The organism is Amycolatopsis sp. CB00013, from assembly GCF_001905755.1.
In the GTDB taxonomy this organism is placed as follows: Bacteria; Actinomycetota; Actinomycetes; order Mycobacteriales; family Pseudonocardiaceae; genus Amycolatopsis; species Amycolatopsis japonica.
In genome coordinates, this window is sequence record NZ_LIWC01000002.1 from 163,670 (window position 1) to 187,461 (window position 23,792).

The 23,792-nt window shown below is 69.1% G+C and carries 25 protein-coding genes and 1 tRNA gene; 10 read left to right on the forward strand and 16 right to left on the reverse strand.

The window, feature by feature from the left end; translation table 11 throughout:
* Positions 1 to 3: 3 nt before the first annotated feature.
* Positions 4 to 414, forward strand: coding sequence for a PPOX class F420-dependent oxidoreductase (locus AMK34_RS10675; protein WP_037340705.1), 411 nt, complete (start codon positions 4 to 6; stop codon positions 412 to 414).
* A 67-nt stretch (positions 415 to 481) separates the two neighbouring features.
* On the opposite strand, the gene AMK34_RS10680 is transcribed toward AMK34_RS10675, so the two are convergent.
* Genes AMK34_RS10680 through AMK34_RS10705 form a run of 6 tightly spaced genes read right to left on the reverse strand, consistent with a single transcriptional unit; the run spans position 482 to position 5,067 of the window.
* On the reverse strand, positions 482 to 1,054 hold the full coding sequence (locus tag AMK34_RS10680; RefSeq protein WP_073844927.1) for a hypothetical protein: 573 nt from the start codon (positions 1,052 to 1,054) through the stop codon (positions 482 to 484).
* Positions 1,051 to 2,424 (reverse strand): hypothetical protein, encoded by a 1,374-nt coding sequence (locus AMK34_RS10685; protein ID WP_073844929.1) that lies wholly within the window; start codon positions 2,422 to 2,424, stop codon positions 1,051 to 1,053. Before AMK34_RS10685 ends, AMK34_RS10680 begins: the two co-directional genes overlap by 4 nt.
* Positions 2,421 to 3,224 (reverse strand): ABC transporter ATP-binding protein, encoded by an 804-nt coding sequence (locus AMK34_RS10690; RefSeq protein WP_073846244.1) that lies wholly within the window; start codon positions 3,222 to 3,224, stop codon positions 2,421 to 2,423. Before AMK34_RS10690 ends, AMK34_RS10685 begins: the two co-directional genes overlap by 4 nt.
* A gap of 17 nt (positions 3,225 to 3,241) precedes the next feature.
* Positions 3,242 to 4,057, reverse strand: a complete 816-nt coding sequence (locus AMK34_RS10695; protein WP_038508264.1) for an anti-sigma factor family protein — start codon at positions 4,055 to 4,057, stop codon at positions 3,242 to 3,244.
* Positions 4,054 to 4,596, reverse strand: coding sequence for an RNA polymerase sigma factor (locus tag AMK34_RS10700; RefSeq protein ID WP_073844931.1), 543 nt, complete (start codon positions 4,594 to 4,596; stop codon positions 4,054 to 4,056). The genes AMK34_RS10695 and AMK34_RS10700 overlap by 4 nt, the downstream gene beginning before the upstream one ends.
* Before the next feature lie 54 nt (positions 4,597 to 4,650).
* Positions 4,651 to 5,067, reverse strand: coding sequence for a winged helix-turn-helix transcriptional regulator (locus AMK34_RS10705; RefSeq protein ID WP_037340693.1), 417 nt, complete (start codon positions 5,065 to 5,067; stop codon positions 4,651 to 4,653).
* 66 nt (positions 5,068 to 5,133) lie between these two features.
* Between AMK34_RS10705 and AMK34_RS10710 the strand changes: the two genes are divergently transcribed.
* The gene (locus AMK34_RS10710; RefSeq protein WP_241832750.1) at positions 5,134 to 6,048 is read left to right on the forward strand and encodes an NADP-dependent oxidoreductase; all 915 of its coding nucleotides are present in this window, start codon (positions 5,134 to 5,136) and stop codon (positions 6,046 to 6,048) included.
* Here AMK34_RS10710 and AMK34_RS10715 read toward each other — a convergent pair.
* The 4 genes from AMK34_RS10715 to AMK34_RS10730 all read right to left on the reverse strand — a co-directional run bounded on the left by AMK34_RS10715 (position 6,045) and on the right by AMK34_RS10730 (position 12,639).
* Positions 6,045 to 6,965: a MazG family protein gene (locus tag AMK34_RS10715; RefSeq protein ID WP_073844934.1), complete on the reverse strand. Its 921-nt coding sequence runs from the start codon at positions 6,963 to 6,965 to the stop codon at positions 6,045 to 6,047. The genes AMK34_RS10710 and AMK34_RS10715 overlap by 4 nt on opposite strands.
* Complete coding sequence (locus AMK34_RS10720; RefSeq protein ID WP_073844936.1) at positions 6,962 to 7,966, reverse strand: hypothetical protein; 1,005 nt, start codon at positions 7,964 to 7,966, stop codon at positions 6,962 to 6,964. The genes AMK34_RS10715 and AMK34_RS10720 overlap by 4 nt, the downstream gene beginning before the upstream one ends.
* 147 nt (positions 7,967 to 8,113) lie before the next feature.
* Entirely contained in the window at positions 8,114 to 11,668 is a 3,555-nt protein-coding gene (gene mfd / locus AMK34_RS10725) for a transcription-repair coupling factor (protein ID WP_051972336.1), read from the reverse strand.
* Between the two features lie 56 nt (positions 11,669 to 11,724).
* Positions 11,725 to 12,639: an LLM class flavin-dependent oxidoreductase gene (locus tag AMK34_RS10730; protein WP_073844938.1), complete on the reverse strand. Its 915-nt coding sequence runs from the start codon at positions 12,637 to 12,639 to the stop codon at positions 11,725 to 11,727.
* Between the two features lie 85 nt (positions 12,640 to 12,724).
* Between AMK34_RS10730 and AMK34_RS10735 the strand changes: the two genes are divergently transcribed.
* Positions 12,725 to 13,489, forward strand: a complete 765-nt coding sequence (locus AMK34_RS10735; protein WP_038508252.1) for a helix-turn-helix transcriptional regulator — start codon at positions 12,725 to 12,727, stop codon at positions 13,487 to 13,489.
* Here the strand turns inward: AMK34_RS10735 and AMK34_RS10740 are convergent.
* A complete protein-coding gene (locus tag AMK34_RS10740; protein ID WP_038508250.1) occupies positions 13,479 to 13,985 on the reverse strand; it encodes a DedA family protein in 507 nt (168 codons plus the stop codon). The two genes, AMK34_RS10735 and AMK34_RS10740, sit on opposite strands and share 11 nt — an antisense overlap.
* A complete protein-coding gene (locus tag AMK34_RS10745) occupies positions 13,957 to 14,559 on the reverse strand; it encodes a class I SAM-dependent methyltransferase (RefSeq protein WP_038508249.1) in 603 nt (200 codons plus the stop codon). The genes AMK34_RS10740 and AMK34_RS10745 overlap by 29 nt, the downstream gene beginning before the upstream one ends.
* A 131-nt stretch (positions 14,560 to 14,690) precedes the next feature.
* On the opposite strand from AMK34_RS10745, the gene AMK34_RS10750 reads away from it, so the two are divergent.
* The 3 genes from AMK34_RS10750 to AMK34_RS10760 are packed head-to-tail and all read left to right on the forward strand — an operon-like array spanning position 14,691 to position 17,719.
* Entirely contained in the window at positions 14,691 to 15,857 is a 1,167-nt protein-coding gene (locus tag AMK34_RS10750) for a sensor histidine kinase (RefSeq protein ID WP_073844939.1), read from the forward strand.
* The gene (locus AMK34_RS10755; RefSeq protein ID WP_037340667.1) at positions 15,854 to 16,513 is read left to right on the forward strand and encodes a response regulator; all 660 of its coding nucleotides are present in this window, start codon (positions 15,854 to 15,856) and stop codon (positions 16,511 to 16,513) included. Before AMK34_RS10750 ends, AMK34_RS10755 begins: the two co-directional genes overlap by 4 nt.
* A 21-nt stretch (positions 16,514 to 16,534) precedes the next feature.
* A complete protein-coding gene (locus AMK34_RS10760; RefSeq protein WP_073844941.1) occupies positions 16,535 to 17,719 on the forward strand; it encodes a PQQ-dependent sugar dehydrogenase in 1,185 nt (394 codons plus the stop codon).
* Here AMK34_RS10760 and AMK34_RS10765 read toward each other — a convergent pair.
* Entirely contained in the window at positions 17,716 to 18,441 is a 726-nt protein-coding gene (locus AMK34_RS10765; protein WP_073844943.1) for an SDR family NAD(P)-dependent oxidoreductase, read from the reverse strand. The two genes, AMK34_RS10760 and AMK34_RS10765, sit on opposite strands and share 4 nt — an antisense overlap.
* A gap of 33 nt (positions 18,442 to 18,474) precedes the next feature.
* On the opposite strand from AMK34_RS10765, the gene AMK34_RS10770 reads away from it, so the two are divergent.
* Positions 18,475 to 18,996: an isochorismatase family protein gene (locus AMK34_RS10770; RefSeq protein WP_073844945.1), complete on the forward strand. Its 522-nt coding sequence runs from the start codon at positions 18,475 to 18,477 to the stop codon at positions 18,994 to 18,996.
* A 3-nt stretch (positions 18,997 to 18,999) separates the two neighbouring features.
* Entirely contained in the window at positions 19,000 to 19,392 is a 393-nt protein-coding gene (locus tag AMK34_RS10775; protein WP_073844946.1) for an NUDIX hydrolase, read from the forward strand.
* 3 nt (positions 19,393 to 19,395) lie between these two features.
* Here AMK34_RS10775 and AMK34_RS10780 read toward each other — a convergent pair whose 3' ends face one another.
* The 3 genes from AMK34_RS10780 to AMK34_RS10790 form a co-directional block, all read right to left on the reverse strand.
* On the reverse strand, positions 19,396 to 20,031 hold the full coding sequence (locus AMK34_RS10780) for an LppU/SCO3897 family protein (RefSeq protein ID WP_073844948.1): 636 nt from the start codon (positions 20,029 to 20,031) through the stop codon (positions 19,396 to 19,398).
* A gap of 78 nt (positions 20,032 to 20,109) precedes the next feature.
* On the reverse strand, positions 20,110 to 20,703 hold the full coding sequence (locus tag AMK34_RS10785; protein ID WP_026466989.1) for a TetR/AcrR family transcriptional regulator: 594 nt from the start codon (positions 20,701 to 20,703) through the stop codon (positions 20,110 to 20,112).
* Positions 20,704 to 20,801: 98 nt separating this feature from the next.
* Positions 20,802 to 21,752, reverse strand: coding sequence for an acyl-CoA desaturase (locus AMK34_RS10790; RefSeq protein WP_038508238.1), 951 nt, complete (start codon positions 21,750 to 21,752; stop codon positions 20,802 to 20,804).
* Between the two features lie 173 nt (positions 21,753 to 21,925).
* On the opposite strand from AMK34_RS10790, the gene AMK34_RS10795 reads away from it, so the two are divergent.
* Positions 21,926 to 21,997 (forward strand) — tRNA-Gln (locus AMK34_RS10795).
* Between the two features lie 43 nt (positions 21,998 to 22,040).
* Positions 22,041 to 23,789, forward strand: coding sequence for a GGDEF domain-containing protein (locus tag AMK34_RS10800; RefSeq protein ID WP_038508236.1), 1,749 nt, complete (start codon positions 22,041 to 22,043; stop codon positions 23,787 to 23,789).
* Positions 23,790 to 23,792 lie beyond the last annotated feature (3 nt).

The following is a 23,792-nucleotide window of genomic DNA, read 5'->3' on the forward strand; positions in this document are numbered from 1 at the left end:
CTCATGTTCAGTGAAGCGGAACTCGACTACCTCGCCGCCCAAGGTCTCGGACGGCTCGCGACGGCGCAGCCGGACGGCACGCTGCAGGTCAGCCCCGTCGGCTACGCCTACAACACCGAGACCAAGACGATCGACATCACCGGCTACGAACTGGCGAAGAGCAAGAAGTTCCGGAACGTGGCCGCGAACGGGCAGGCCGCGTTCGTGGTGGACGACATGCCTTCACAGGACCCGCCGCGGATCCGCTGCCTCGAGATCCGCGGCCGGGCCGAGGCGCTCACCGGCGCCCGCACGGCCGACGGGCATTTCGACGGCGCGGTGATCCGGATCCACCCGTCGCGGATCATCAGCCTCGGCGTCGACGACCCGGACCACGACCCGCTCGATCTCGTTCCGCACAACCGGAACGTCTGAGCCCTTCGGATGTCATGAAAGGGCCGTTCCTGACGAAGAACGTCAGGAACGGCCCTTTCATGACATTTCAGCGGCGGTTACCGAAGACCGCGTAAATCCCGAGGCCCGCCACGGCCAGCACCACGGCCGTCCACGTGGCTTCGGCGACACCGGCCGGCTGGAAGAGCCAGGTGATCACCCGATGCGCGCTCTCCGTACTCGACGTGGTGGCCCACACCACGAACGAGACCGCGAACCCGAGCATCGGCAACGTCCACCCGAAAGCTCCACCGAACACCACCGCGGCGATCCCGGCGAGACCGAGCAGCCCACCCGCGTTCCGCACGATGAACTCCACCGGGGCCCGCTCCACTTCCCACAGCCGCGGCAGCAGCGCCGCACCGAGGCCGAGTCCGCCGATCAGCAGGAGATGGAGGACACGGCGCGGCGCCCAACGGATCGCGGCGGTCCGGTCGAGATCGGTGTCCTGCCCGCTGAGACCGACGGTGGTCACCGCGATCGCCACCAGAAGCGCCAGCGAAACCGGGATCTCCGACCAGCGGTCCCGCGCCAGGAACCAGAGCGCCGCCATGCTCACCGCCAGCCCCGCGAACGACGCGGGCATGGCGCGTGACCGCGCGTACAGCACCGCCCATCTCATCGGGCGCCCCCGAGGAGGATGCCGAGCTGGTTGCCTTGACAGGTCAGGCCCGCCTGCCGCTGCGCGATGATCCGCGTGCGCTGCACGTCGGGCGGCAGGGCACGGAAGATCTCCCAGTTCCGGAGGACCTCGTTCCATATCCTGTCGCCCAGCCGCGAACCCCTGTCCATCTCCCACTCGCCGAGGAACCAGCTCGACGAGATCGCCCGCGCGGTGAGTTCGTCCGAGAAGGACCGGTCACCACCACTCACGGCGTAACAGGTCGGCGTCCCTGCGCCGGCGACCAGTGTCCGCGTCACCTCATCCGGATTCACGATCGAACGGATGGACCAATCCACCAGGTCCACGTAGACGGTGTCGGCGGCACGCGGCGGCACCTCGTCGTAGCCCAGCCGCCGGTCCAGTGCCGTGACCTTGACGGGCGCGTCCGGCAAAGTTCCCAACAGCCTCAACGCTTTCTTGCCCGGCTCGGCGAGGCGAGGCAGTTCGGCCTCGAACATGCGCGGGACGCAGACCGGGCCGTCGCAGACCATCTCCGTCGCGTCCGGGTCGGCGACTTCGGCTTCGGCCGTGCTGCCGGGAAGAACGGGCAAAGCGATCACGACCGCCGCCAGCGCGGGGACGACGGCGAGCCCCTTCGCCCGCTTGGAGCGGGCAGCCAGCAGGAGAAATCCGGTCACGGCCAGTCCGGCGAGCCAGACTCCCTGGCCGAGATCCATCCAGCCCGCCGTGGTCTTGAACGGATCCCTGACGACATCCATCGCGGGCGAGAGCAAGGAGACCCGGAACGGCACGAACCCGGCCAGCGCGCTGCCCTCCGCCCCGGCGAACTGGAACAGGAGAACGGCTACGAACGCGGCGACGGCCACCGCGGGCGCGGTCAGCGGATGGGGCAGCGACCGGCCGATCCCGAGCCCGATCCAGGCGCCCGCGAGCATCGCGAGCACCCCGACCACGACGATCGGCAGCCAGCCGAAGGTGAAGAACCCGCCGTTGAAGGCGGCCTGGACGGCACCGACGGCGAAGATCAGCAGATAGCCCAGCACCAGCAGGCCGCCCAGCGCGCCGGCGAGTTTCGCGGCCCGCTGCCAGCCGGGGCGCGGCATGGTGGCCATGAGTTCGACCGTGCCGGACCGCTTGTCGCGCATGCCTTGGATGACACCGGCGCCGATCGCGATCGGCCACAGGAACACCAGCAGGAACCGGCTCCATTCAGCGGCGTGCGTCCAGTGCTCGTCCCAGGCGAGTGGCACCTTCGTCCACGGACCGCTGAACGAGTAGAGGAAGCCGAACGCGACGACGAGAATGGCGAGCGTGGCCCAAGGGGCGATGGAACGGCGGGCTTCGGTCCGCAGGACGCGAGTGTTCACCAGTTCCCCTTCCCCGGCTCGTGCCCCAGCAGCGCCGAGTAGCCGCGCTCGATCGGGCTGTCGCCGACGTGCTCCGCGCTTCCGGCGGCGGCCAGTTCGTCCGGAGTGCCCTGGAAGACGAGCTTCCCGTTTTCGAACAGGACGACGTCGGTGCACGCCGTCGCGACGTCCTCGACGAGGTGGGTCGAGACGACGACGCAGGCGTCCCGGCCCAGTTCCTGCATGAGCTCACGGAAGCGCACTCGTTGCGCCGGATCGAGTCCGGCGGTCGGCTCGTCCAGCAGGAGGATGTCCGGATCGTTGACGATCGCCTGCGCGATCCCGACCCGCCGCACCATTCCGCCGGACAGCGTCTTCATCCGGTCGTCGGCGCGATCGGCGAGGCCGACGCGTTCGATCGACCGTTGCACCGCGCCTGGGATGTCCTCTCCTGCCATTTCCTTGAGCCAGGCGATGTATTCGACGAACTCACGGACGGTGAATCGCTTGTAGAAACCGAAATTCTGCGGCAGATAGCCGATCCGGCGGCGCAGGCGGCGCTGATCGGTGAACCCCCCGACGGATTCACCGAGCAGCGCCAGCCCGCCCTCCGCCGGCCGGAGCACCGTCGCCAGTGCCCGGATCAGCGTGGTCTTCCCGGCCCCGTTCGGGCCGAGCAGACCGTGCACCCCCGTGCCGAGGTCCAGGTCGAGCCCGTTCACGGCGAACTTGCGTTTGCCGACCCGGACCTTCAGTCCCTCCGCCTTGATCTGCCACGCGTAGGTCGTCGGCGCGACCTCCGCGGCCCCGACAGCACGCATCATGTTCTCCCCTTCGTTCAACGTTCGGATCCGGTGAGCAGGCCGAAGACGCTCCGCCGGAGCACCACCACGACCGCGGTCACCGCGAAGATCGCGCCCCACACCGGGAGCAGCCGGGGTTCGAGCGCGGTGGCACGTCCTTGCGAAGCCACCGCGGGCGCCAAGATCACCGCCACCCAGACCCCGGCGAGGACATAGGCCGCCCGCACCACGCCGATCAGCCCGCCGAGCGCGAGCGTCCCGGTGGTGAAGGCCAGGCTCGGCAGGAGACCGAGCCCGAATCCGCCGCCGCCGAGCCAGCTGGAAAGGGCCTGGATCGGCAAGACGACGGCGAGGACCGCCGTCGTCCGGCGGAGCAGCAGGTAGAGCCCGGCTCTCGGCGTCGAAGTGACGAGTTCGTACGCGGGGTCGAGCCCCTTCGCCCACGACACCGCCACCCCGAGCACCGGCAGGACCGGTGAGAACAGCTGGACGAACGAGTAGCCCTTGCTCCCGGTGAACCCGACCCCGTCCAGCAGGACACCGATCGCCGGGATCAGGAGGATCATCACCAGCCACGGCAGCATCACCGGCGTCACCCAGGTGTGCAGCCGCCCGGCCCACCGCCTCCGCATCGGGCTCGGCCCCGCTTCGGCGAGTTTCGGCCCCAGCCCGGCCCAGACGTCGTCCACCAGCGCGGACACCGACGGCAGGCTGAGGGCGGACAACCGCCCCCGGCATTCCGCGCACGATTCGAGATGTGCCTCGACCGCCCAGACCTCGTCACCGGCCAAGCCGTCGTCGCCGAGGACGTAACCGGCGAGGAGCTGTTCGGACACGTGTTCCTTGTTCACGACAGCGCCTCCCGCATCGCGATCCGAGCCCGCCTGGCGCGGGTTTTGACGGTTCCTTCCGGCACGCCGAGCAGGACCGCGGTCTCGCGGACGGTCAGCCCGTCGAGCACCATGGCCTGCAGGACCTGCCGGAGTTCGGGAGCGAGCCGTCGCAGCGCGTCACCGACGTGGTCACCGACCGCACCGGCCAGCGCCTCGTCTTCGGCCGCGGGTGCAACGGCCGTTTCCGCGACCGGCAGCGGCTGCGCGAACTTCGCCCGGCGGCGGAAGGCGTCGACCAGCCGCCTCGCGGCGATCGTCCACAGCCAGCCGACGGCGCTTCCGCCGACGGCCGCACCGGCGAACGCGCCGGCCGCGCGCCAGACCGCGAGGTAGGTCTCCTGCATCACCTCGGCGACGATCTGTTCGTCGGCGCAGCGACGACGCAGGCGCACGGCCAGCCACGGCGACGTGCGGCGGTAGAGCTCCTCGAACGCCGCACGGTCGCCTTTGGCGGTGCGGCGGACGAGCTGCTCTTCGTCCGGTTCCGTTCCCTTCACATCCGGCAAGACGCCGAGATCACCGAAACGGTTCTCACCCGATTGTGTTCCGCATCACAGCGGCCGGACGGCTTCGGCGGCTTTCTCGTCGAAAGCGGAGCGTGAAGCGAGGATCTGGTCGACGTTTTCGACGGCCCATTCGGCGACGGCGTTCGTCAGCCTGCCGACATCGACGCCGAGCGGCGTGAGCCCGTACTCCACCCGCGGCGGAACGGTGGGATAGACGTCGCGCCGGATCAGCCCGTCCCGCTCCAGCGAGCGGAGCGTCTGGGTCAGCATCTTCTGCGTGATCCCGTCGAGCAATCGGCGAAGTTCGCTGAACCGCATCGGCCGTTCGTAGCGCCGGATCGCGCCGAGGACGTAGAGCGCCCATTTGTTCGCGAGCACTTCGATGACCGTCCTGGACGGGCAGTCACGGCCGTGCACGGCCACCCATTCCTCGAACAACCGCCGCTCGTCGAAGGTACCCATGAGGTACCTAGATATCAGTGGAGTGCCTACTTCACAACAGGTACCGACCGCGAAATGCTCATTTCCATGCGGAAGATCCAGCAAGACTCCTTCGGCGGACCCGGCGTCCTCGAACTCACCGAATCCGAAAAACCCGTTCCGGGAGCGGGCCAGGTCCTGGTGCGCGTCCACGCGGCCGGGGTCAATCCGGCCGATTGGAAGATCCGGAACGGGCTGGTCATCGGCGAACTGCCACTGACCGTCGGTCTCGATTTCTCGGGTGTGGTGGATTCGGCCGGGACACGGTTCCAGCCGGGGGACGAGGTCTACGGCGTCACCTTCCCGCCGAACGGCTCGTACGCCGAGTACATCGCGGTCAGCGAAGACGCGCTCGCGCCGAAACCGAAAAGTCTCGATCACGTCGAGGCGGCCGCGCTCCCGATCGCGGCATTGACCGCGTGGCAGCCGTTCACCAAGGTGTTCCCGGTCGGACCGGGACACCGTGTGCTCGTCCACGCCGCGGCAGGCGGGGTCGGACATCTCGCCGTCCAGATCGCGAAGGCCCGTGGCGCGTACGTCATCGGAACCGCCAGGGCGGCGAACCACGCGTTCCTGCGCGACCTCGGCGCCGACGAACTCATCGACCACACGGCCGACGATTTTTCGAAATCGCAGGTCGTGGACGTCGTACTGGACCCGATCTCCGGGGATTACGGTCCCCGGTCGCTCGACATACTCGAACCGGGCGGTTCGCTGATCGACATCGTCGGGCACGGCCCGGACCGGACGGAGGTCCGGCGGAAAGCCGCGGAGCTCGGGGTCCGTTTCGACGAGTTCTACGTCGCCCCGTCCGGAACCGATCTGGCCGAAATCGCCACTTTGGCCGACGCCGGTTCACTACGCGTCTCGATCGCCGAGGTCCTCCCCCTCGCACAGGCGGCGAAGGCACACGAACTGAGCGAGTCCGGACGCGTCCGGGGCAAACTCGTGCTGACGATCTAGCTCGGCCAGAACTTGCGCCAGCCGTCGGCCTCCAGCGTCGTCGGCTCCAGGCCGGCGTCCCGCGCGGCCTGTTCGGCGTCCCGGATGTCGCGCGCGAACCGCTTCGCGACAGCGCGGAGCTCGCCTTCGGGATCGATCCCCGCCCGGCGCGCGGTCGCGGCCACCCGGAACAGCTGGGCCGCCGCCTCGGCGCCGTCGGGGAACAGGTCGAGCGGGATCCCGGCCCGGCCGCTGCGCTGGCCGAGCTTCCCGGCGAGTGCCACGGCGGGCTGCCCGAGTGCCACACCGTCCACAATGGACTGACGGCTCTTCTCGGCCTGCTTCAGTTCTTCCCATTTGAGGTTCTGATCGCTGACGGTCTCGACCCGCGGAGCGTCACTGAATATGTGCGGATGACGTCCGACCAGTTTTGCGACCAGTCCGGACGCGACCTCGTCGATCCCGAACGGATCGGCCGCGTCCTCGACGGCGACGCGCGCGTGGAAGAGCACCTGGAGCAGGACGTCGCCGAGCTCCTCGCGCAAGGCGACCCTGTCGCCCTCCTCAATCGCGTCGAGCAGCTCGTAGGTCTCCTCGACCAGGTACTGGCGCAGCGATTCGTGGGTCTGGACGGCGTCCCACGGACATCCGCCCGGCGAACGCAGGCGGTCCATCACCTCGGCGGCCTCGACCAGCGGCGGAACAGGTCCTTCGATCACCCGCGCACCCGCCCTGATCAGCGCCGCGGCCTTGGCTTCCCGGCGCGAACCCGCGATGAGCACGAGGTCGCGCACCTGCGTGTCACCGAGCGAGGGCACCCCGAAAACGTCGGGATCGACATCGGAAGCCGCGTACACGGCGGCGCTGCTTCGCAGGATCGGGAGTGCCGCGGCGGGCAGTGTCGCCCCGCGGGCGATCACGACGACGGCAGCGGTCACGGGTTTTGCGGCGCGGCACCGTGCACAGGCAGCACGATGCCCTTCTTCGAAGCTTCGTTGGGCGCGAGGTCCATGCCGACAACATCCCACACGCCATAGCGCGGGTTCACCTTGAGGTCGACCTGGTCGAGGTACGGCTGGAGGAGCCGGATACCCACTCCTGCCAGCTGCTGAGCGGTCGGCTGCGTGGCCTGGTCCGACGCGACGGGCTTGTCCGCGGCCCGCTCGCGCATCACGACGACGACCCAAAGCGGCTGCTGCGGTGTCGGCTGGAAGGCGGCGACGGTGTTGGGTTCGAGACCGAACAGGACGGTGGCCGCGGTCGCGGGCGACTGCATCGCCGGCAGCTTCTGGCCGGTGCCCGCCTGCGTGTCGGCGGTCTGCTGGTCCTGCGCGATCAGCTCGGCGGCCGCGTTCGGCGACGCGGCGAACTTCTTGGCCTTCTCGATCGCCTGCTCGCGCAGCTTGTCCGCGTCGGAACCGGTGGCGTCGGTCGAGGAGACCGAGCTGAAATCGAACGTGACGGTGAGCTTGTCGAGGTACTTCATCGCGAGCTGGGTCTGCAGCGCCGCGTCGACCAGGGCGTCGCGGTGGTCCCGCACCCGCGCCACGAGCTGCTGGACGCTCAGCGCGGGATCGTTCTGCGGGTTGGCCTCCATCGGCTTGGCCAGCGGGTCGTTCTGCAGCGCGTTCACGACGAGGGACTCGTCGACCCGAACGCCTTCCCGCTGAGCGGCGCGCTCGGTGAGGTCGTGCAGGATCTCCTGCCGGACGATCTCGCGGCCGACGAGGTCGAGCTTGTGCTCGGCGGCGAGCTGCTGCCCGTACGGGTGTTCACGGACGGCCTTGTCGATCAGCTGCTGCACGCGATCCACCGAAACGGTTTTGCCGTCGATGATCACCGCGGCACCGACCTGCCCGGGGCCGGCGTTGCATCCGGCGAGAAGGAGAGAACCGGCAAGAACCCCGACCAGCGCGCGACGGCGCCCCATGATCCGCATCACAGGGCCTACCCTCTCATACCGGCCCCGGCGAGAGAACCAGGTCATAAGTCGCGATTCGGCTTCTCGCGAGCACCGAAAGTCCGTGAAGGCCCCCATGACGGACTCTGGGTCCCTCAAGGAGGCCGTCACGGACAGGCACGCCGTCTACGCGACGGGCGCCGGCGACTTCATCAGATTCGTCAGCAGCTTCGCGCACCAGTCCAGCAATTCCTCGTCGCGCAGCGCCGGGGCGCCCATGCGACCACCGGCCGGGCCCTCCGTCGGCTTCGGCACGGAGACCGTGTTCGTCACCGCCTTGTAGAGAGCCTTGGGGTACAAGCGCTTCAGCCGCACCATCTGCGAATCCGCCAGCGGCAGCGGCGCGAACCGGATCGACGTGCCCTGGACGGCGACCTCGGTGACGCCCGCCGCACGGCAGGTGTGCCGGAACGCGGCGACCGCGAGCAGCCTCCGCACCGGGGCGGGCGGCTGACCGTAGCGGTCGATCAGTTCCTCGCGCACGGCGTCGAGCCCGGCCTGGTCGGGAGCGGCCGCGATCTTGCGGTACGCCTCCAGCCGCAGCCGCTCGCCCGGCACGTAGTCGTGCGGGATGTGCGCGTCCACTGGGAGATCGACGCGGACTTCGGCGAGCTCCTCCTCTTCGGAGGTTTCCGCGCCCGCGTGCCGGCGGAACGCGTCGACCGCTTCGCCGACGAGCCGCACGTACAGGTCGAAACCGACTCCCGCGATGTGCCCGGACTGCTCCGCGCCGAGGATGTTGCCCGCGCCGCGGATCTCCAAGTCCTTCATCGCGACGGCCATACCCGCGCCCAGTTCGGTGTTCTGCGCGATGGTCGCGAGCCGGTCGTGCGCCGTCTCGGTGAGCGGTGCCTCCGGCGGATACAGGAAGTACGCGTACCCGCGCTCGCGCCCACGCCCGACCCGGCCGCGCAACTGGTGCAACTGCGCGAGCCCCAGCAGGTCACCGCGTTCCACCAGCAGCGTGTTGGCGTTCGAGATGTCCAGCCCGGTCTCGACGATCGTGGTGCAGACGAGCACGTCGTACTCGTTCTCCCAGAAACCCTGGATGATCTTCTCGAGTTTCTCCTCGTTCATCTGCCCGTGCGCGGTGACGACGCGCGCCTCCGGCACCAGTTCGCGAATGCGCTTCGCGGCCTTCTCGATCGAGGAGACCCTGTTGTGCACGTAAAAGACTTGGCCGTCACGCAGCAGCTCGCGCCGGATCGCGGCGCCGACCTGCTTGTCGTCGTACGCGCCGACGTAGGTCAGGATCGGATGCCTGTCCTCGGGCGGCGTCAGGATCGTGGACATCTCGCGGATGCCGGCGAGCGACATCTCCAGCGTCCGCGGGATCGGCGTCGCCGACATGGTCAGCACGTCGACGTGGGTCCGCAGCGCCTTGATGTGCTCCTTGTGCTCGACGCCGAACCGCTGCTCCTCGTCGACGATCACCAGGCCGAGATCCTTGTACCGGATCCCGGTCTGCAGCAGGCGGTGCGTGCCGATCACGATGTCGACGTCGCCCGCGGCCAGCTGCTCAAGGATCGCGTCGGACTCGGCCTTGTTCGTGAACCGTGAGAGCCCCTTGATCTTCACCGGGAACGAACTCATCCGTTCGGTGAAGGTGTTGAGGTGCTGCTGCGCGAGCAGCGTCGTCGGCACCAGCACCGCGACCTGCTTGCCGTCCTGCACCGCCTTGAACGCCGCGCGCACCGCGATCTCGGTCTTGCCGTAGCCCACGTCGCCGCAGATGACGCGGTCCATCGGGACGCCGCGTTCCATATCCGACTTGACCTCGTCGATCGCGGCGAGCTGGTCGTTGGTCTCGGTGAACGGGAAGGCGTCCTCGAGTTCGCCCTGCCACGGGGTGTCCTGCGCGAACGCGTGCCCCGGCGCGGCCTGCCGCGCGGCGTAGAGCTGCACGAGTTCGGCGGCGATCTCCTTGACCGCCTTCTTCGCCTTGGCCTTGGTGTTCTTCCAGTCCGATCCGCCGAGCTTGTTCAGCGTGGGCAGCTCGCCACCGACGTAGCGGGAGACCTCGTCGAGCTGGTCGGTCGGGACGAACAGCCGGTCCCCCGGATGCCCGCGTTTGGAGGAGGCGTACTCCAGCAGCAGGTACTCGCGGGTCGCGCCGGCGACGGTGCGCTGCACCATTTCGACGAACCGGCCGATGCCGTGCTGATCGTGCACGACGTAGTCGCCCGCCTTGAGGGCGAGCGGGTCGACGGCGTTGCGGCGCCGCGACGGCATCTTGGTACTGAAGTCCTTTGTGGACGTTCCCGCGCCCGAGCCGCGACCGGTGAGGTCCGATTCGGACAGCACCACGAGGGCGCGCTCCGGCGAGACGAAACCGTCCGACAGACCGCCGCACGTCACCGTCACGACGCCGGCCGTCAGCGGACCGGTGATGCCTTCGGCGAGCGACGCGGGGACATCTCCCGCCGACAGCTGCTCGACGGCGCGGGCCGCGGTGCCGTGCCCGGCGACGACGAGCACAGCCGTCCCGCCTGCCGCCGTGTGGGCGCGCAGATCGGTCGTCGCGCGCTCGACCTCGCCGCGATAGTTCGGCGCGGCCTCGATCGAGACGCGGTAGACGTCGGGATCGTCGCTGGCCAGCTGCGTCAACGTCCACCAAGGGCGCTTCGTCTCCTGAGCGTGCTTCGCGATCTCCGCGAGGTCCCGGTACGCGGACGCCCCGAGGTCGATCGGCGCCTGACCGCCCGCGGCGGCCGTGGTCCAGGACGCTTCGAGGAACTCCTGCCCGGTGCGGACCAGATCGGCCGCGCGGGCGCGGATCTTCTCCGGATCGGCCAGCAGGACGTGCGTGCCCTGGGGCATCGCGTCGGTCAGCAGGTCCAGCTCGCCCTCGCACAGCACGGGGATGAGCGCCTCCATACCCTCGACGGGGATCCCGCCGGAGAGTTTGGTGAGCATCTCGGTGAGCTGCGCGTCCGCCTCGTACGTCGTCGCGAGCTCGGCGGCCTTCGCGCGGACCGGCTCGGTGAGCAGCAGCTCACGGCACGGCGGCGCGCTGACGTGCTGGATCTCCCCGGGCAGCGACCGCTGGTCCGACACCGCGAACGCGCGGATCTCGCTGACCTCGTCGCCCCAGAACTCGACCCGCACCGGATGCTGCGCCGTCGGCCCGAACAGGTCGAGGATGCCGCCGCGCACGGCGAACTCGCCGCGCTTCTCGACCATGTCCACCCGCGTGTACGCGAGCTCGACCAGCCGCTCCAGCAACCCTTCGAAGCTCTGCTCCTCGCCGACGACCAGGTCGATCGGCGCGAGCGAACCGAGCCCGGGCGCCATCGGCTGGATCAGGCTGCGGACGGTCGCGACGACGACGCGCAGACCGTCCGAGCCCGTCTTGAGCCGGTGCAGCACCTCCAGCCGCCGCCCGACGGTGTCCGCCCGCGGGGACAGCCGCTCGTGCGGCAGCGTCTCCCAGGACGGGAAGTCGACGACGGCGCCTTCGCCGAGGAACGACTTCAGGGAAGCGGTCAATTCGTCCGCCTCGCGGCCGGTGGCGGTCACCGCGAGCACGGGGCGGCCGGCGCCCTCGTCCGCGGCGAGGGCACCGGCGACCAGCTGGCGGGTGGCGATCGCGCCCTGGAGTTCGAGCACCGGGGCACCGGCCCGCTCTACGACCCCGCGAAGGGCCGGATCGGGAAGGATGGAATGAAGGAGTCCGGACAATGGAGCGTTTGTCACCGTCCCAGCCTACGTGGGGGCACCGACAGTCCGCCGCGCGATTACCGGGGCAAGGCGTCGAACACCTTCGGGAGCTGCTCGTCGAACTCGGCCGGTTCCTGCGTCGCGATACGGATCAGCATGTGTTCGGCACCCGCGTCCTGGTACTCGCGCAACCGGTCGGCGACCTGCTCCGGGCTGCCCGCGACCAGCATTTGGATCTTCTCGACGAAGTCCAGCGGGACGCCGTAGTTCCGCTGTGCGTAGTCCTCCAGCCGCTCGCGTGCCCTGATCGGGTCATCCTCGATGAGCACCGTCGCGAACAACGCCGGTGTCACGGGGCGTACGGCCGTTTCGCGGATCTTCGCGAGGCCGTCGGTGTAGTCGGCGACGTCGGGCGGGTACGGCAACCAGCCGTCGTAGAGCCGCCCCGCACGTTTCAGCGCGCCCGGGGTGAAGGCGGCCAGCCACACCGGCGGGCCACCGGGACGGTGCGGTTCCGGGTACTCCGGCAAGGCGTCGTAGTGCAGCACGTCGCCGTGGAACGGCCCGCTCTTCCCGCTCCACACGTGCCGCCACAACGCGACGATGTCGTCGAGGCGGGCGCGGCGGCGTTCCCACGGGACCCGGGTGAACGCGAACTCGGGTTCGCTGCGACCCGCGAATCCGGCACCGACGCCGAGCGTGACGCGGCCCTGGCTGAGCAGGTCGAGTGAGAGGATCGCGTTCGCGGAAAGGAGCGGATCCCGCAACGCCGGCAGCAGCGCGGCGGTGCCGAGGGTGACCCGCTCGGTTCTGGCGGCGAACGCGCCGAGCAACGTCAAGGAATCGATGGGCGCCTTCGCGAGAGTGTCGCCGACCCAGACCGAATCGAAGCCGAGGCGTTCGGCCTCGACCGCGATGGCGACCATTTCCGGCGCGGTGCGCCCGGCGTCGAGGGTGGACCGATAACTGGGGACGACCAGACCGAATTTCATGCCGGAAGCATCTCCGCGGCGGGGAATCGTCTCAATTCCTTCGAGGGAATGGCGACGCCGACGACGTCTCGGCCAAGATGACGCCATGGTTTCCGGATTCGGCCCCGCGCTCCGGGGCTGGCGCGAACGACGGCGGCTTTCCCAGCTGGAGCTGGCGATCCGGGCCGGGACCACGCAACGGCACGTGAGTTTCCTGGAAGGCGGCCGGTCGATCCCCGGTCGCGGCCTGGTGCTGCGCGTCGCCGAATCGCTCGAACTGCCCCTGCGTGAACGCAACGGCCTGCTGCTCGCGGCCGGGTTCGCCCCCGGTTTCCCCGAAACCGAATTGGACGATCCGAGCCTGCGGCCGGTCCTCGACGGTATGCGGCGGCTGCTCGACGGGCACCGCCCGTATCCGGCCATCGTGGTCGACCGCTACGGCGTGCTCGTCGCCCGCAACGACGCGCTCGACCTGCTGTTCGAGGACGTGGCGCCGGAACTGCTGGAGGAACCGGTCAACACCCTGCGGCTCGCGCTGCACCCGAAGGGGATGGCGCCGAGGGTGCGCAACCTCGCGGACTGGGCCCGGCACATCCTGGAACGGTTGACCCAAGAGATCGCCCACGCGCCCGACGAGCGGCTCACCGCGCTGCTGGCCGAACTCGAAGGTTACGTTCCGGCTCCCGGTCCGCCCGGGCCCGATCACCTCGGTTTCGCGGTGCCGATGCGCCTGTCCACTTCCGCGGGCGAGCTGCGGCTGATCACGGCCATCACGACGTTCGCGACCGCCGCCGATGTCACGGTTTCGGAATTGAAACTGGAGACGTTCCTCCCCGCCGACGCCGAGACGGCGGCGATCCTCACCCGCTGACCCAAGCGCCCGCGTGGCCCAAGAACAGCTCGGCGCACGCCCACACGACGGCCGCGCAGACACTGCCGGGCACGAACCGCCGGTACGGCATCTCGGCGGCTCCCGCGATACGCGGCACGACGGTCCGCACCCCGGCCAGGCAGCGGCCGGCGATCACGGCCGGGACGCCGAACCGGGCGACGGCCCGCTCCACGCGCTCCCACCGATCCCGGCCGAACCGCCGCCCGAACCGCGTGGTCCGCAGCCGCGGGCCCAGCCGCCGCCCCTCCAGGAAGGCGATCTGGTCGCCCGCCACGGCGGCGCCGATCGCGACCGTCAACGCCATCGGCAGGTCGAGCGTGCCCCGTCCGGCGAGGAACCCCATCAGCAGCAGGCTGGACAACGTCGGCAGCACGATTCCCGGCAGCAGCGCGGTTTCCAGGAAGATCAGGGCGCCGCAGACGAGGTAGACGAGCACGGGCGGCGACTCAAGAAGCGGCCGCAGCAGGCTGTCCACGACGCCTCCCCGCCTTCTGTGGCAGCGCCGCGCGATGTACGAAGGCGGGCGGCAGGTTCGGCCAGACCAACGGGGTCCGGCCGGTCACCGCGAACCGGTCCCGCAGCGCCGCGCCGAACCTGCGGGCGGGCGTCGTCCAGGCCGCGTGCGCGTAGGCGAACGTCGTGAACCGTCCATGCGGCGCGAGGATCTCCGTGACCTGATCGAGGATCCGCAGCTGCCGTTCACCGGGCATGACCGTCCACGGCAGCCCGGAGACCACGACGTCGGCGGCCTCGTCCACATACGAAAGCAAGTTTTCGGCGGACCCCTCGACGACCTCGACGTCCCCGTGCCGGGACCGCAGTTCCCGCGCCAGCCGCGGATTGATCTCGACCGCGATCAGCCGCGCGCCCGGTGGCAGGCGGCGGACGACGGCGCCGGTGAACACACCGGTCCCGGGGCCGAGTTCGACGACGAGCCTCGCGCTTTCCAGGCCGAGGCCCGCGGTCATGGCCTCCGCGAGTTTCGGGGAGCTGGCCGCGACGGCCCCGGTCAAGACGGGATGGCGGAGGAATTCCCTGGTGATCGACATGTTCCCGACGCTAGGAACGGGTTTCGTCGCTCCGCGTCGGCTTCGTCGGCCGATTCCGTCCTCCCGTGGGAGGACCCCGGGAGTACCCCAGGACGACGCGCTCCCGTGCCGGGCGGGGTTACGTTCGAACGGTGCAAAGGCTGCTCGACCGGCTCCGCGCCCACCCGTGGGTGACCGACCTTCCCCTGTACGCGTGGTTCGTCTTCCTCGCGCCGACAGGATCGTCGTCGGCCCCCAAGGCCGTCCTGCTGGTGCCGTACCTCTTCCTCGTCCCGCTGCTCTGGCGGCGGCGCCACCCCGAGATCGTCGCGGTGCTGATCGTCGCCGGGGTCACCGCGCAGTACACGACGGAACTGTGGGCCTACGACCGCGGCCGGGGCGAACTGGCCATGGCCGTCGCGCTCTACACGCTGGTCCGCGCGGGCAACCGCCGATTCGCCGCGCTGATCGCCGGCGCGATCGTCATCCTCGACGTCACGTGGGGTCTCGTCTGGGGCGTCACCACCGAACAGGGCTCCTGGCTCGCCATCGGCGCGACGATCCCGCTGCACGTCGCCGCTTGGGCGCTCGGCGAGTTCTTCCGTGCGCGGCAACGGCTTTCGGCGGAGGAAGCGACGAAGGCGGAGCTGGCCGCGTCCGAGCAGGAGGCCCGCGCCCGGGCCGCCGTCGCCGAGGAACGCACCCGCATCGCCCGCGAACTGCACGACGTCCTCGCGCACAGCGTGAGTGTCATCGTGATCAACGCCGAGGGCGCGAAACTCATGCGCGACAAGGATCCCGAGGTCGTCGACCGGACACTCGACACGATCGGCAAGGCGGGCCGCGACGCGCTCGCCGAGCTGCGCCGTCTGCTGGAAGTCCTCCATGCCGGCGAAGCCGCCCGAAGCCCGCAGCCGACCGTCGCGGAGCTTCGCGACCTGGTCGCGCAGGTCAGCGCGAGCGGACGGGAGGTGGATCTTCAGGTCACCGGGGACGCCGAGGGGTTGCCGCCGAGCGCAGCGCTGCAGGCATACCGCATCGTCCAGGAGTCGCTGACCAACATGATCAAACACGCGCCGGGGGACGCGAGCGGCCAGGTCGAGATCGATTTCGGCCAGGGCGGCCACCGCCGGAACGTCCGGATCGAGGTGACGAACACCGGCGGGAGCGAACCCGTCGCGCCGCGGCTCCCGTCGTCCGGCCGGGGGATCGCCGGCATGACCCAGCGCGTCGAGATGTTCCACGGCACCCTCGACACCGGACCTACCCGCGACGGTGGCTACCGGGTCGCCGCGAATCTGGTGGTGGAGGCGGGATGACGGCGGTGAAGGTGCTGATCTGCGACGACCAGGAACTGGTCCGGGTCGGGATGGGGATGATCGTCACCAGCCAGGACGACCTGACCGTCGCGGGCGAAGCCACCAACGGCGCCGAAGCGGTCGAAGCCGCCGAGAAGCTGCGGCCGGATCTGGTCCTGATGGACGTCCGGATGCCCGTGCTCGACGGCGTCGCGGCGACCGAGCGGATCTGCCGGTCGCTTCCGGACACCCGGGTCCTGATGATCACCACGTTCGACCTCGACGAGTACGCGTATGCCGCGTTGCGTGCCGGTGCCAGCGGCTTCCTCGTCAAGGACGCGCCCGCCGACGAGATCCTCGTGGCGATCCGAGGTGTCCTCCGCGGCGATTCGATGGTCTCCCCATCGGTGACGAAACGGCTGCTCGACCGCTACCTGGCCGACGAACGGGACGCCGGTGAGAGCGCGCGGCTCGAAACGTTGACCGAACGCGAGAAGGACGTCCTCTCGCTCATCGCGCGCGGCCTGACGAACTCCGAAATCGCCGCGAAGCTCTACATCGGGGAGACGACCGTGAAGACCCACGTCGGCCGGATCCTCGCGAAGCTCTCGCTGCGCGACCGTGTGCACGCGGTCGTGTTCGCCTACGAAAGCGGTTTGGTTCGCGCGGGCGGGTGAGCACGGTGGCATGCTGATGTCATGCGCACTTCCGCCGTCGTCGCGTTCGCTTCCCTGTCCTTGCTGGTCACGGCCTGTTCCGGGGCGTCGAGCGAGACAGTGCAGAGCGCGCCTCCGGTCACCTCAAAGCCCGCGGTGTCGAAGCTGAAGGTCGAGCAGGTGACAGCCGGGCTCGAACACGGCTGGGACGTCGGTTTCCTGCCGGACGGGAAGATCCTCGTCACCCAGCGCCCCGGGAAGCTGGCCCTGATCGAGGGCGGCGCGAAGCGTGACGTCGCCGCGGACTTCTCCGATGTTCACGTACGCGGCGAAGGCGGCCTGATGGGGATGGTGGTCAGCAAGGACTTCTCGACGTCACGCGAGTTCATCACCTGCCAGACCCACAAGGAAGGCGACAAGGCCGTCGACATCCGGCTGGTCACGTGGCGGCTTTCGGACGACGGCGCGAGCGCCACGAAGGTCAAGGACCTGCTGACCGGGCTGCCGGTGAACCCCAGCGGCAGGCATTCCGGCTGCCGTCCCGCGTTCGGCGCGGACGGCGCGCTCCTCGTCGGCACCGGCGACACCGCCCGCCCGCAGCACCCGCAGGACCGGACGAGCCTCGGCGGCAAGGTGCTTCGCGTCGACGCGAAGACCGGGAACGCTTTGCCGGACAACCCGTTCGCGAAATCCGCGAACCCGAACGAACAGCGTGTATTCACCTACGGGCACCGTAACGTCCAGGGCGTCACGGTCCGCCCCGGCACCGGGCAGGTGTTCACCGCGGAGCACGGGCCGAGCATCGACGACGAGGTCAACCTGGAGACCGCGGGCGGGAACTACGGCTGGGACCCGTCCAAGGGCGGCACCGAGACCAGCTATGACGAAAACGTCCCGATGACGGACAAGCAGCGCTTCCCGGACGCCATCAGTCCTTTGTGGACGACCGGCGAGATCACCGAGGCGATCTGCGGCGCCGAGTTCCTCACCGGCTCGCAGTGGGGAGCGCTCGAAGGTTCGCTCGCCGTGACGGCGCTGAAGGGACAGAAACTCCTGCTGTTCCGCCTCGACGACACCGGCAAGGTCACCGAAGTGACGCTGCCGCCGGAGTTCGACGACAAGTTCGGCAGGCTGCGCGCCGTCCGCAGCGGTCCGGACGGCGCCCTCTACATCACCACTTCGGAAGGCCAGGACGACAAACTGCTGAAGGTCACGCCCAGCGCCTAACGGCCGAGGTGAGCTCCGCCGTTGACGTGGACGATCTGCCCGGTGACGTGCCGCGCCTCCGGGCTCGCCAGGAAGGCGACCACTTCGGCGACGTCCGCGGGCTCGCCGGCGCGTTTGGTCAGCGTGTTGCCGATCAGCCACGCCCGGCGCTCGTCGGAGAGCTTGCCCTGGAAGAACTCGGTGTCACCGACCAGCCCGGGCGCGACGATGTTCGCGGTGATCCCGCGCTGCCCGAATTCCCTTGCCACGTCGACGTTCCACGCCTCCAGCGCGGCTTTGGCGGCACCGTAGGAACCCGCCCCGGTGCGCGCGGCGATCGAACCGATGGTGACGATCCGCGCCCCGTCGGCGAACCTTTCCCGCAAGGCACGGGTGACCAGGACAGCGGTGAAGACGTTCGCGTCGAGATTCGCCTGCCAGTTCGCGGCGAACGACTTCAGGTCTTCGGCCTGCCCGCCGCGGAAGTCGGTGTTCCCGCCCGCGTTGTTGACCAGGACGTCGACGCGCTCCGGCAATTCGGTCAGTGCCCGTTCCACCGCCTCCGGATCGGCCGCGTCGAACGGGACCGGGTTCGCGCCGAGCAACGTGGCGGCCTCGGTGAGGACCTGCTCGCGACGGCCGGTGATCGTCACCCGATCACCTCGCGCGGCGAAGGCCGCCGCGACCGCGTAGCCGATTCCCGTTCCGCCGCCGGTGACCACTACTTCCCTGTTCTGCCCCATGTCTCCAGCATAGGGACCACTAGGCTTCCCCTCATGACGAAGATCGACCCGGCGACGACGGCGCTCGTCCTGATCGACCTCCAGACCCGGATCGTCGCGCTGGAGACCGTGCCGATCGAAGGCACCGAAGTCGTATCGAACGCCGTCCTGCTGCGAGACGCTTTCAGCGCGGCCGGCTCGCCGATCGTCCACGTGCGGGCGCACCGGCCGGACGTCGCCGAGCAGCCGCCCGGCAGTGAACTGGTCGCCGAACTGACGCCCCGCGAGGGCGAGCACCTGATCACCAAGAACACGATCGGCGCGTTCTACCGCACCGGACTCGACGAACTCCTGCGCGGCCTCGGCGTGAAGACGCTGGTGCTCGCCGGCATCGCCACGGAGTACGGCGTCGAATCGACGCTGCGGGCCGCGATCGACCACGCCTACGAGACCATCGCCGTTTCGGACGCGATGGCGGGCATCGCCGCGATCTCCCACGAATCGGCGATCACGAAGGTGTTCCCGCGGCTGGGCGAAGTGCTCACGACCGCCGAAACCGCCGCGGCGCTGGGCTGAACCATGATCGACAAAATCGCTTTGCTGTCTTTCCAGGACGGCCGTGTCCTCGGCGCCCGCTCGCACGGCAAATCCGTGTTCTACCTGCCCGGCGGCAAACGGGAACCCGGTGAAACCGACGCGGAGACACTGATCCGCGAAATCCGCGAGGAACTGAACGTCGAGATCGATCCGGCGACGATCGAACCCGCCGGATCGTTCGAGGCTCAAGCCGACGGACACGCGTCAGGACTCGTGGTCCGGACGACCTGCTACCTCGCCGAATTCAGCGGAACACCCACGGCCAGCAGCGAAATCGAAGAAATCGCGTGGCTGGGCCATGCGGACAGGGACCGGCTCTCCGCGGTGGGCAAGCTCATCTTCGACCACCTGCGGGAGACCGGCCTCCTGCGCTGACGCCTACTTCAGTTCGTCGAGGCACACCACGCGTTCGCGCGGGATCAGACCACCCGCACCCGACGCCCACGTGAGCTTCATGTCCGTCCCCGGCACGGAGGAGCACGTCGTGGTCCCGATGGAGACCTCAGGTTCCCTTTCGATGGCGAGCACCTTGAAATGCGCTCCCGCGCAGTCCACCTTTTCGAGCTTCTTCGCCGCGAAGAGGTCCCCGGCGAAGCAATCCCCGACGGCCGGCAGCCGTGGACCCGGATTCTTGAGGTTTTCCAGGCAGAGCAGCACGCCGTCGTCAGCCGACTGCCTACCCTGGAAGTAGTACAGGTCAGCGTTGAGGTAGCCGTCGCATTCGGAGCCACCCGAAAGCAGTATCCCGCCTTCCGACTTTCCGCCCTGTTTCCCGACGACCTTGAAGTTCGCTTCCGGCGTCCCGCACTCGACGTTCCTGATACTGTCCGCGTTGTCGACGTTGCCCTTGAGACAGGCGCCGACCTCGATACGCGACGCCGTCAACGGATTTTCGGCGAAGATCCCGAGCAGGACGATGGCACCGAAGACTCCCACGATGATGACCGGCTTCAGCCACGGTCTCTTCTTCTGCGGCGCCATCTGCCCGACGGCAAGCGCGGAAAAGTTCTCCACGGTGTTCCCCCAGTTTGATGATCTCTTTGGGGGACCTAGCGCTCATCGGCCGGGAAACGTTACTACCGCGCGACGCTATCAGTGCAGCCGCAGCTTGGGCTTGTGCTCCAAATTGGACAGACCGTTCCACGCCAGGTTGACCAGATGCGCGGCGACCTCGTCGCGCTTCGGTTTCCGGGCGTCGAGCCACCACTGCCCGGTGAGCGCCACCATCCCGACGAGCGCCTGCGCGTACAGCGCGGCCAGCTTCTCGTCGTAGCCCCTGGCGGCGAACTGCTGCGCGAGGATGTGCTCGACCTGGCTGGCGATGTCGTTCAGCACCGTCGAGAACGTGCCCGTGGAACTCGCGACCGGCGAATCCCGCACCAGGATGCGGAAGCCGTCGTGCGAGTCCTCGACGTAGGAGAGCAACGCGATCGCCGCCTGCTCCAGCATCACCCTCGGGTGTCCACCGTGGAGGGTGGAGACCATCCGGTCGAGCAGCAGCTGCGTCTCGCGGTCGACGACGACGGCGTAGATGCCTTCTTTGCCGCCGAAGTGCTCGTACACCACCGGTTTGGAGACGTTCGCGCGGTGCGCGATCTCCTCGATGGACGTTCCTTCGAAACCCTTCTCCGCGAACAGGGCCCTGGCGACGTTGAGCAGCTGCTGCCTGCGCTCGCTCCCCGTCATCCGCACCCGGGCCACCGGAGCGACAGGACGCGCCCCGGTGACCGCTTCACGTTTGGTCCGCCTTCTCCCCGCCATCGCAGAAGACTAACGCGACCTCGCTATTTGCTTTCAGCGGCGATGCGCGCGAGGCGCTGCGGGGTCGGCCAGCGCACGTCGTAGGCCCAGCCGAACTTCTCGAAGATCCAAATGAGCCGCGCGGAAAGGTCGATCTGGCCGCGCTGCACCCCGTGCCGCGCCGAGGTCGGGTCGGCGTGGTGCAGGTTGTGCCACGACTCGCCGAAGGAGAAGATCGCCAGCGGCCAGAAGTTGGCCGATTTGTCGCGGGCGGCGAACGGGCGCTCGCCGATCATGTGGCAGACCGAGTTGACCGACCAGGTCACGTGGTGCAGCACGCAGACCCGCACCAGCCCGGCCCAGAAGAACGCGGTCACCGCGCCCCAGAACGACCAGGTGATCAGTCCGCCCAGGATCGCGGGCAGCACCAGGGTGAGCAGGCTCCACAGCCAGAACAGGTCGTCGACCTTCTTGATGGCCGGGTCCTTCACCAGGTCCGGCGCGAACCGCTCCGCGTTGGTCTGGTCGCGCTCGAACAGCCAGCCCATGTGCGCGTGCCAGAACCCCTTGGCGATGGCGAGCGGCGAGGTGCCGAACAGCCACGGCGAATGCGGGTCGCCGTCGCGGTCGGAGAAGGCGTGGTGGCGCCGGTGGTCGGCGACCCAGGTGATGACGGGGCCCTGGACGGCCATGCTGCCGGCGATCGCCATCGCGACGCGCAGCCACGGCTTGGCCTTGAACGAGCCGTGCGTGAAGTAGCGGTGATAGGAGACGGTGATTCCGAGGCCGCTGATCGCGTAGAAGACCACGAACAGGCCGACGTCGACCCAGGTCAGTCCCCAGCCCCAAGCGAACGGGACGGCCGCGAGCAGCGCGGCGAGCGGGAAGATGACCCCGAGGTAGACCGAGAGCTGCACGGCGCCCGATCGTTGTCCGTCGATTACCGGTTTGGGGCCCTTCGCGGGCTTCTGGGAACGGTCGAGGGTAGCCGTCATGCAGTCACTTCTTTTCTACGCGCAACCCTGAGGGTTTCCCTAAGGGTGACCTTACCTACGATGCCGTAAGTTACGGTACAGGAGGTTTCGTCCCCTGTGGAGTGCCCGCGACGGTGAGGCCACCCCCGGGCGCACGTGGACGTCCCCGACATGGCTATCCTGACCAGGATCGATCCGCCGTAGTGTAATCGGCAGCACTTCAGATTTTGGTTCTGACAGTTCAGGTTCGAATCCTGGCGGCGGAGCAGACGAGCAGATGACCAGCGGCGTTTTCAACGGTGGGGGTGTGTGCGGCTGACCGAGGACGCGACGACCAGTGGCAGGCGGCCGGCGCTTGCGGAGATGTCCGACGCCTGGCTCTACGGCCGCGCGCGCGAACTCGGTGCGGCCATACAGCGCGTCACCTTCGCCGAGCAGCTGGACATCATCACCAGCCTCGACGAACTCCTCGACGAGACGCAGCGCCGTGGCGAACCCCTGCTGGTCGCCCAGCTGCTGCGTTACTCAGCGGCGGCCAGGCTGGTCACCCGCGGTCTCGCCGCCGAAGCCGAACCCAGGCTCGACGAGATGCTCGCGCACACCCGGCGGCACGGTCTCGCGCTGATGCGGGCCGACGCGCACGCCATGCGCGGCCGTCGGCTGGTGATCGCCAAACAGGAGGACGCCGCCCTCACCGAGATCGCCAGGGCGCTGGCCATCCTCGACGATTCCGCGGTCCCGGACCGTCAGATCGGCAGGCGCAACTGGGACCGAATGCTGTCCACGACCCTGGTCGACTGCTGGCTGGTGCTGAACCAGCTGGGCGTCTACGAGGCGGCCGAGGAGGCCATCGCCCGCGCCGCGCAGGCGATCCGCGACAGCGCCAGCCCGCACGAGATCGCGCTCCAGCTGATCAACCGGGTCAAGATGCTGCTGGGCTGGGGCCTGCGCCTCGAACGCATCGAGCGGTACGACGAGGGGGCGGACAAGTTCCGCACCGCGGCGTCGATGGCCCAGGCCGCCGAGGGCCCGTTCACCGAATCGCTGTTCCCGCGCAAGGCCGGGGTGCCCGCGATCGACCAGGTCGGCGTGCTCGCCGCCGCGGCCGCGCTGGCCTCGCCCGATTCGTCGCATATCGAGCGGCTGACCTCGCTGCTGCATCCGGAACTGGTGTTCCCGCACGAACGCGAGATCATCGCCATCGCGCTGGCCCGCTGCCTGGACAACGACGGCCGCCGCGAGGACGCGCTGCAGGTGCTCAAAGAGGTCCGCGAGGACAACGAAGAGGGCTCGCTGCCGTCGATGCGGTTGAACCTCGCCCGCGAGCTGGCCAGGCTCGACACCACGCCGGACTACGCGTCCGGGGCGAGCCAGTCGCTGATCGACTACGCGACCATCCTGGAAACGGAGATGTGGTCGCTGCGGGAATCGCAGATCGCCACGCTCAACGCGCGGCGGGAGCACGAGCGGCTCTCCGCCGAGCACGGCGCCATCACCCAGCAGGCGCTGCAGGACCCGCTCACCGGGTTGCCGAACCGGCGCGCGCTCGACGAAAAGCTGCGTTCGCTGGCGTCGTCCGCCGACGCCCAGCCGCTCGCGGTGGCGCTGGTCGACCTCGACGGCTTCAAGGACGTGAACGACAAGCAGTCGCACGCCGAAGGTGACAACGTGCTCCGTGTCATCGCGAGCACGCTGCGCGACGCCCTGCGCGGCGACGACGTCGTCGCCCGCTACGGCGGAGACGAGTTCATCGTGCTTCTACCTGGGGCTCCGGCCTCCGCGGCGAAACAGGCGCTGGGTCGTTCTGTGAATGCCGTCGCATCTCTGCCGCACCATCTTTCGCACGGCGTCACCCTCTCCGTCGGCCTTGTCTCGCTCCGCCCGCAGGAACGGGCCGAACAGGTCCTCGCGCGCGCCGATGCGGCCATGTACCAGGCGAAACGCGGCGGCGGGAACCAGGTTTCGTCGGTGAACTCGATGGCCATCGATCCGGTGACCGGATGGCCCGGCGAGGATGCTCCGACCGACCCCGCGTGGGACGCCGAGCAGCCCACGTAGGAT

Coding starts and splice junctions, on each gene's coding strand:
- AMK34_RS10760 (WP_073844941.1), top strand. CDS start 16,535: ATGCGCACTTCCGCCGTCGTCGCGTTCGCTTCCCTGTCCTTGCTGGTC.
- AMK34_RS10755 (WP_037340667.1), top strand. CDS start 15,854: ATGACGGCGGTGAAGGTGCTGATCTGCGACGACCAGGAACTGGTCCGG.
- AMK34_RS10690 (WP_073846244.1), bottom strand. CDS start 3,224: ATGCGTGCTGTCGGGGCCGCGGAGGTCGCGCCGACGACCTACGCGTGG.
- AMK34_RS10765 (WP_073844943.1), bottom strand. CDS start 18,441: ATGGGGCAGAACAGGGAAGTAGTGGTCACCGGCGGCGGAACGGGAATC.
- AMK34_RS10680 (WP_073844927.1), bottom strand. CDS start 1,054: ATGAGATGGGCGGTGCTGTACGCGCGGTCACGCGCCATGCCCGCGTCG.
- AMK34_RS10720 (WP_073844936.1), bottom strand. CDS start 7,966: ATGCGGATCATGGGGCGCCGTCGCGCGCTGGTCGGGGTTCTTGCCGGT.
- AMK34_RS10745 (WP_038508249.1), bottom strand. CDS start 14,559: ATGTCGATCACCAGGGAATTCCTCCGCCATCCCGTCTTGACCGGGGCC.
- AMK34_RS10775 (WP_073844946.1), top strand. CDS start 19,000: ATGATCGACAAAATCGCTTTGCTGTCTTTCCAGGACGGCCGTGTCCTC.
- AMK34_RS10730 (WP_073844938.1), bottom strand. CDS start 12,639: ATGAAATTCGGTCTGGTCGTCCCCAGTTATCGGTCCACCCTCGACGCC.
- AMK34_RS10785 (WP_026466989.1), bottom strand. CDS start 20,703: ATGACGGGGAGCGAGCGCAGGCAGCAGCTGCTCAACGTCGCCAGGGCC.
- AMK34_RS10790 (WP_038508238.1), bottom strand. CDS start 21,752: ATGACGGCTACCCTCGACCGTTCCCAGAAGCCCGCGAAGGGCCCCAAA.
- AMK34_RS10675 (WP_037340705.1), top strand. CDS start 4: ATGTTCAGTGAAGCGGAACTCGACTACCTCGCCGCCCAAGGTCTCGGA.
- AMK34_RS10705 (WP_037340693.1), bottom strand. CDS start 5,067: ATGGGTACCTTCGACGAGCGGCGGTTGTTCGAGGAATGGGTGGCCGTG.
- AMK34_RS10735 (WP_038508252.1), top strand. CDS start 12,725: ATGGTTTCCGGATTCGGCCCCGCGCTCCGGGGCTGGCGCGAACGACGG.
- AMK34_RS10710 (WP_241832750.1), top strand. CDS start 5,134: ATGCGGAAGATCCAGCAAGACTCCTTCGGCGGACCCGGCGTCCTCGAA.
- AMK34_RS10770 (WP_073844945.1), top strand. CDS start 18,475: ATGACGAAGATCGACCCGGCGACGACGGCGCTCGTCCTGATCGACCTC.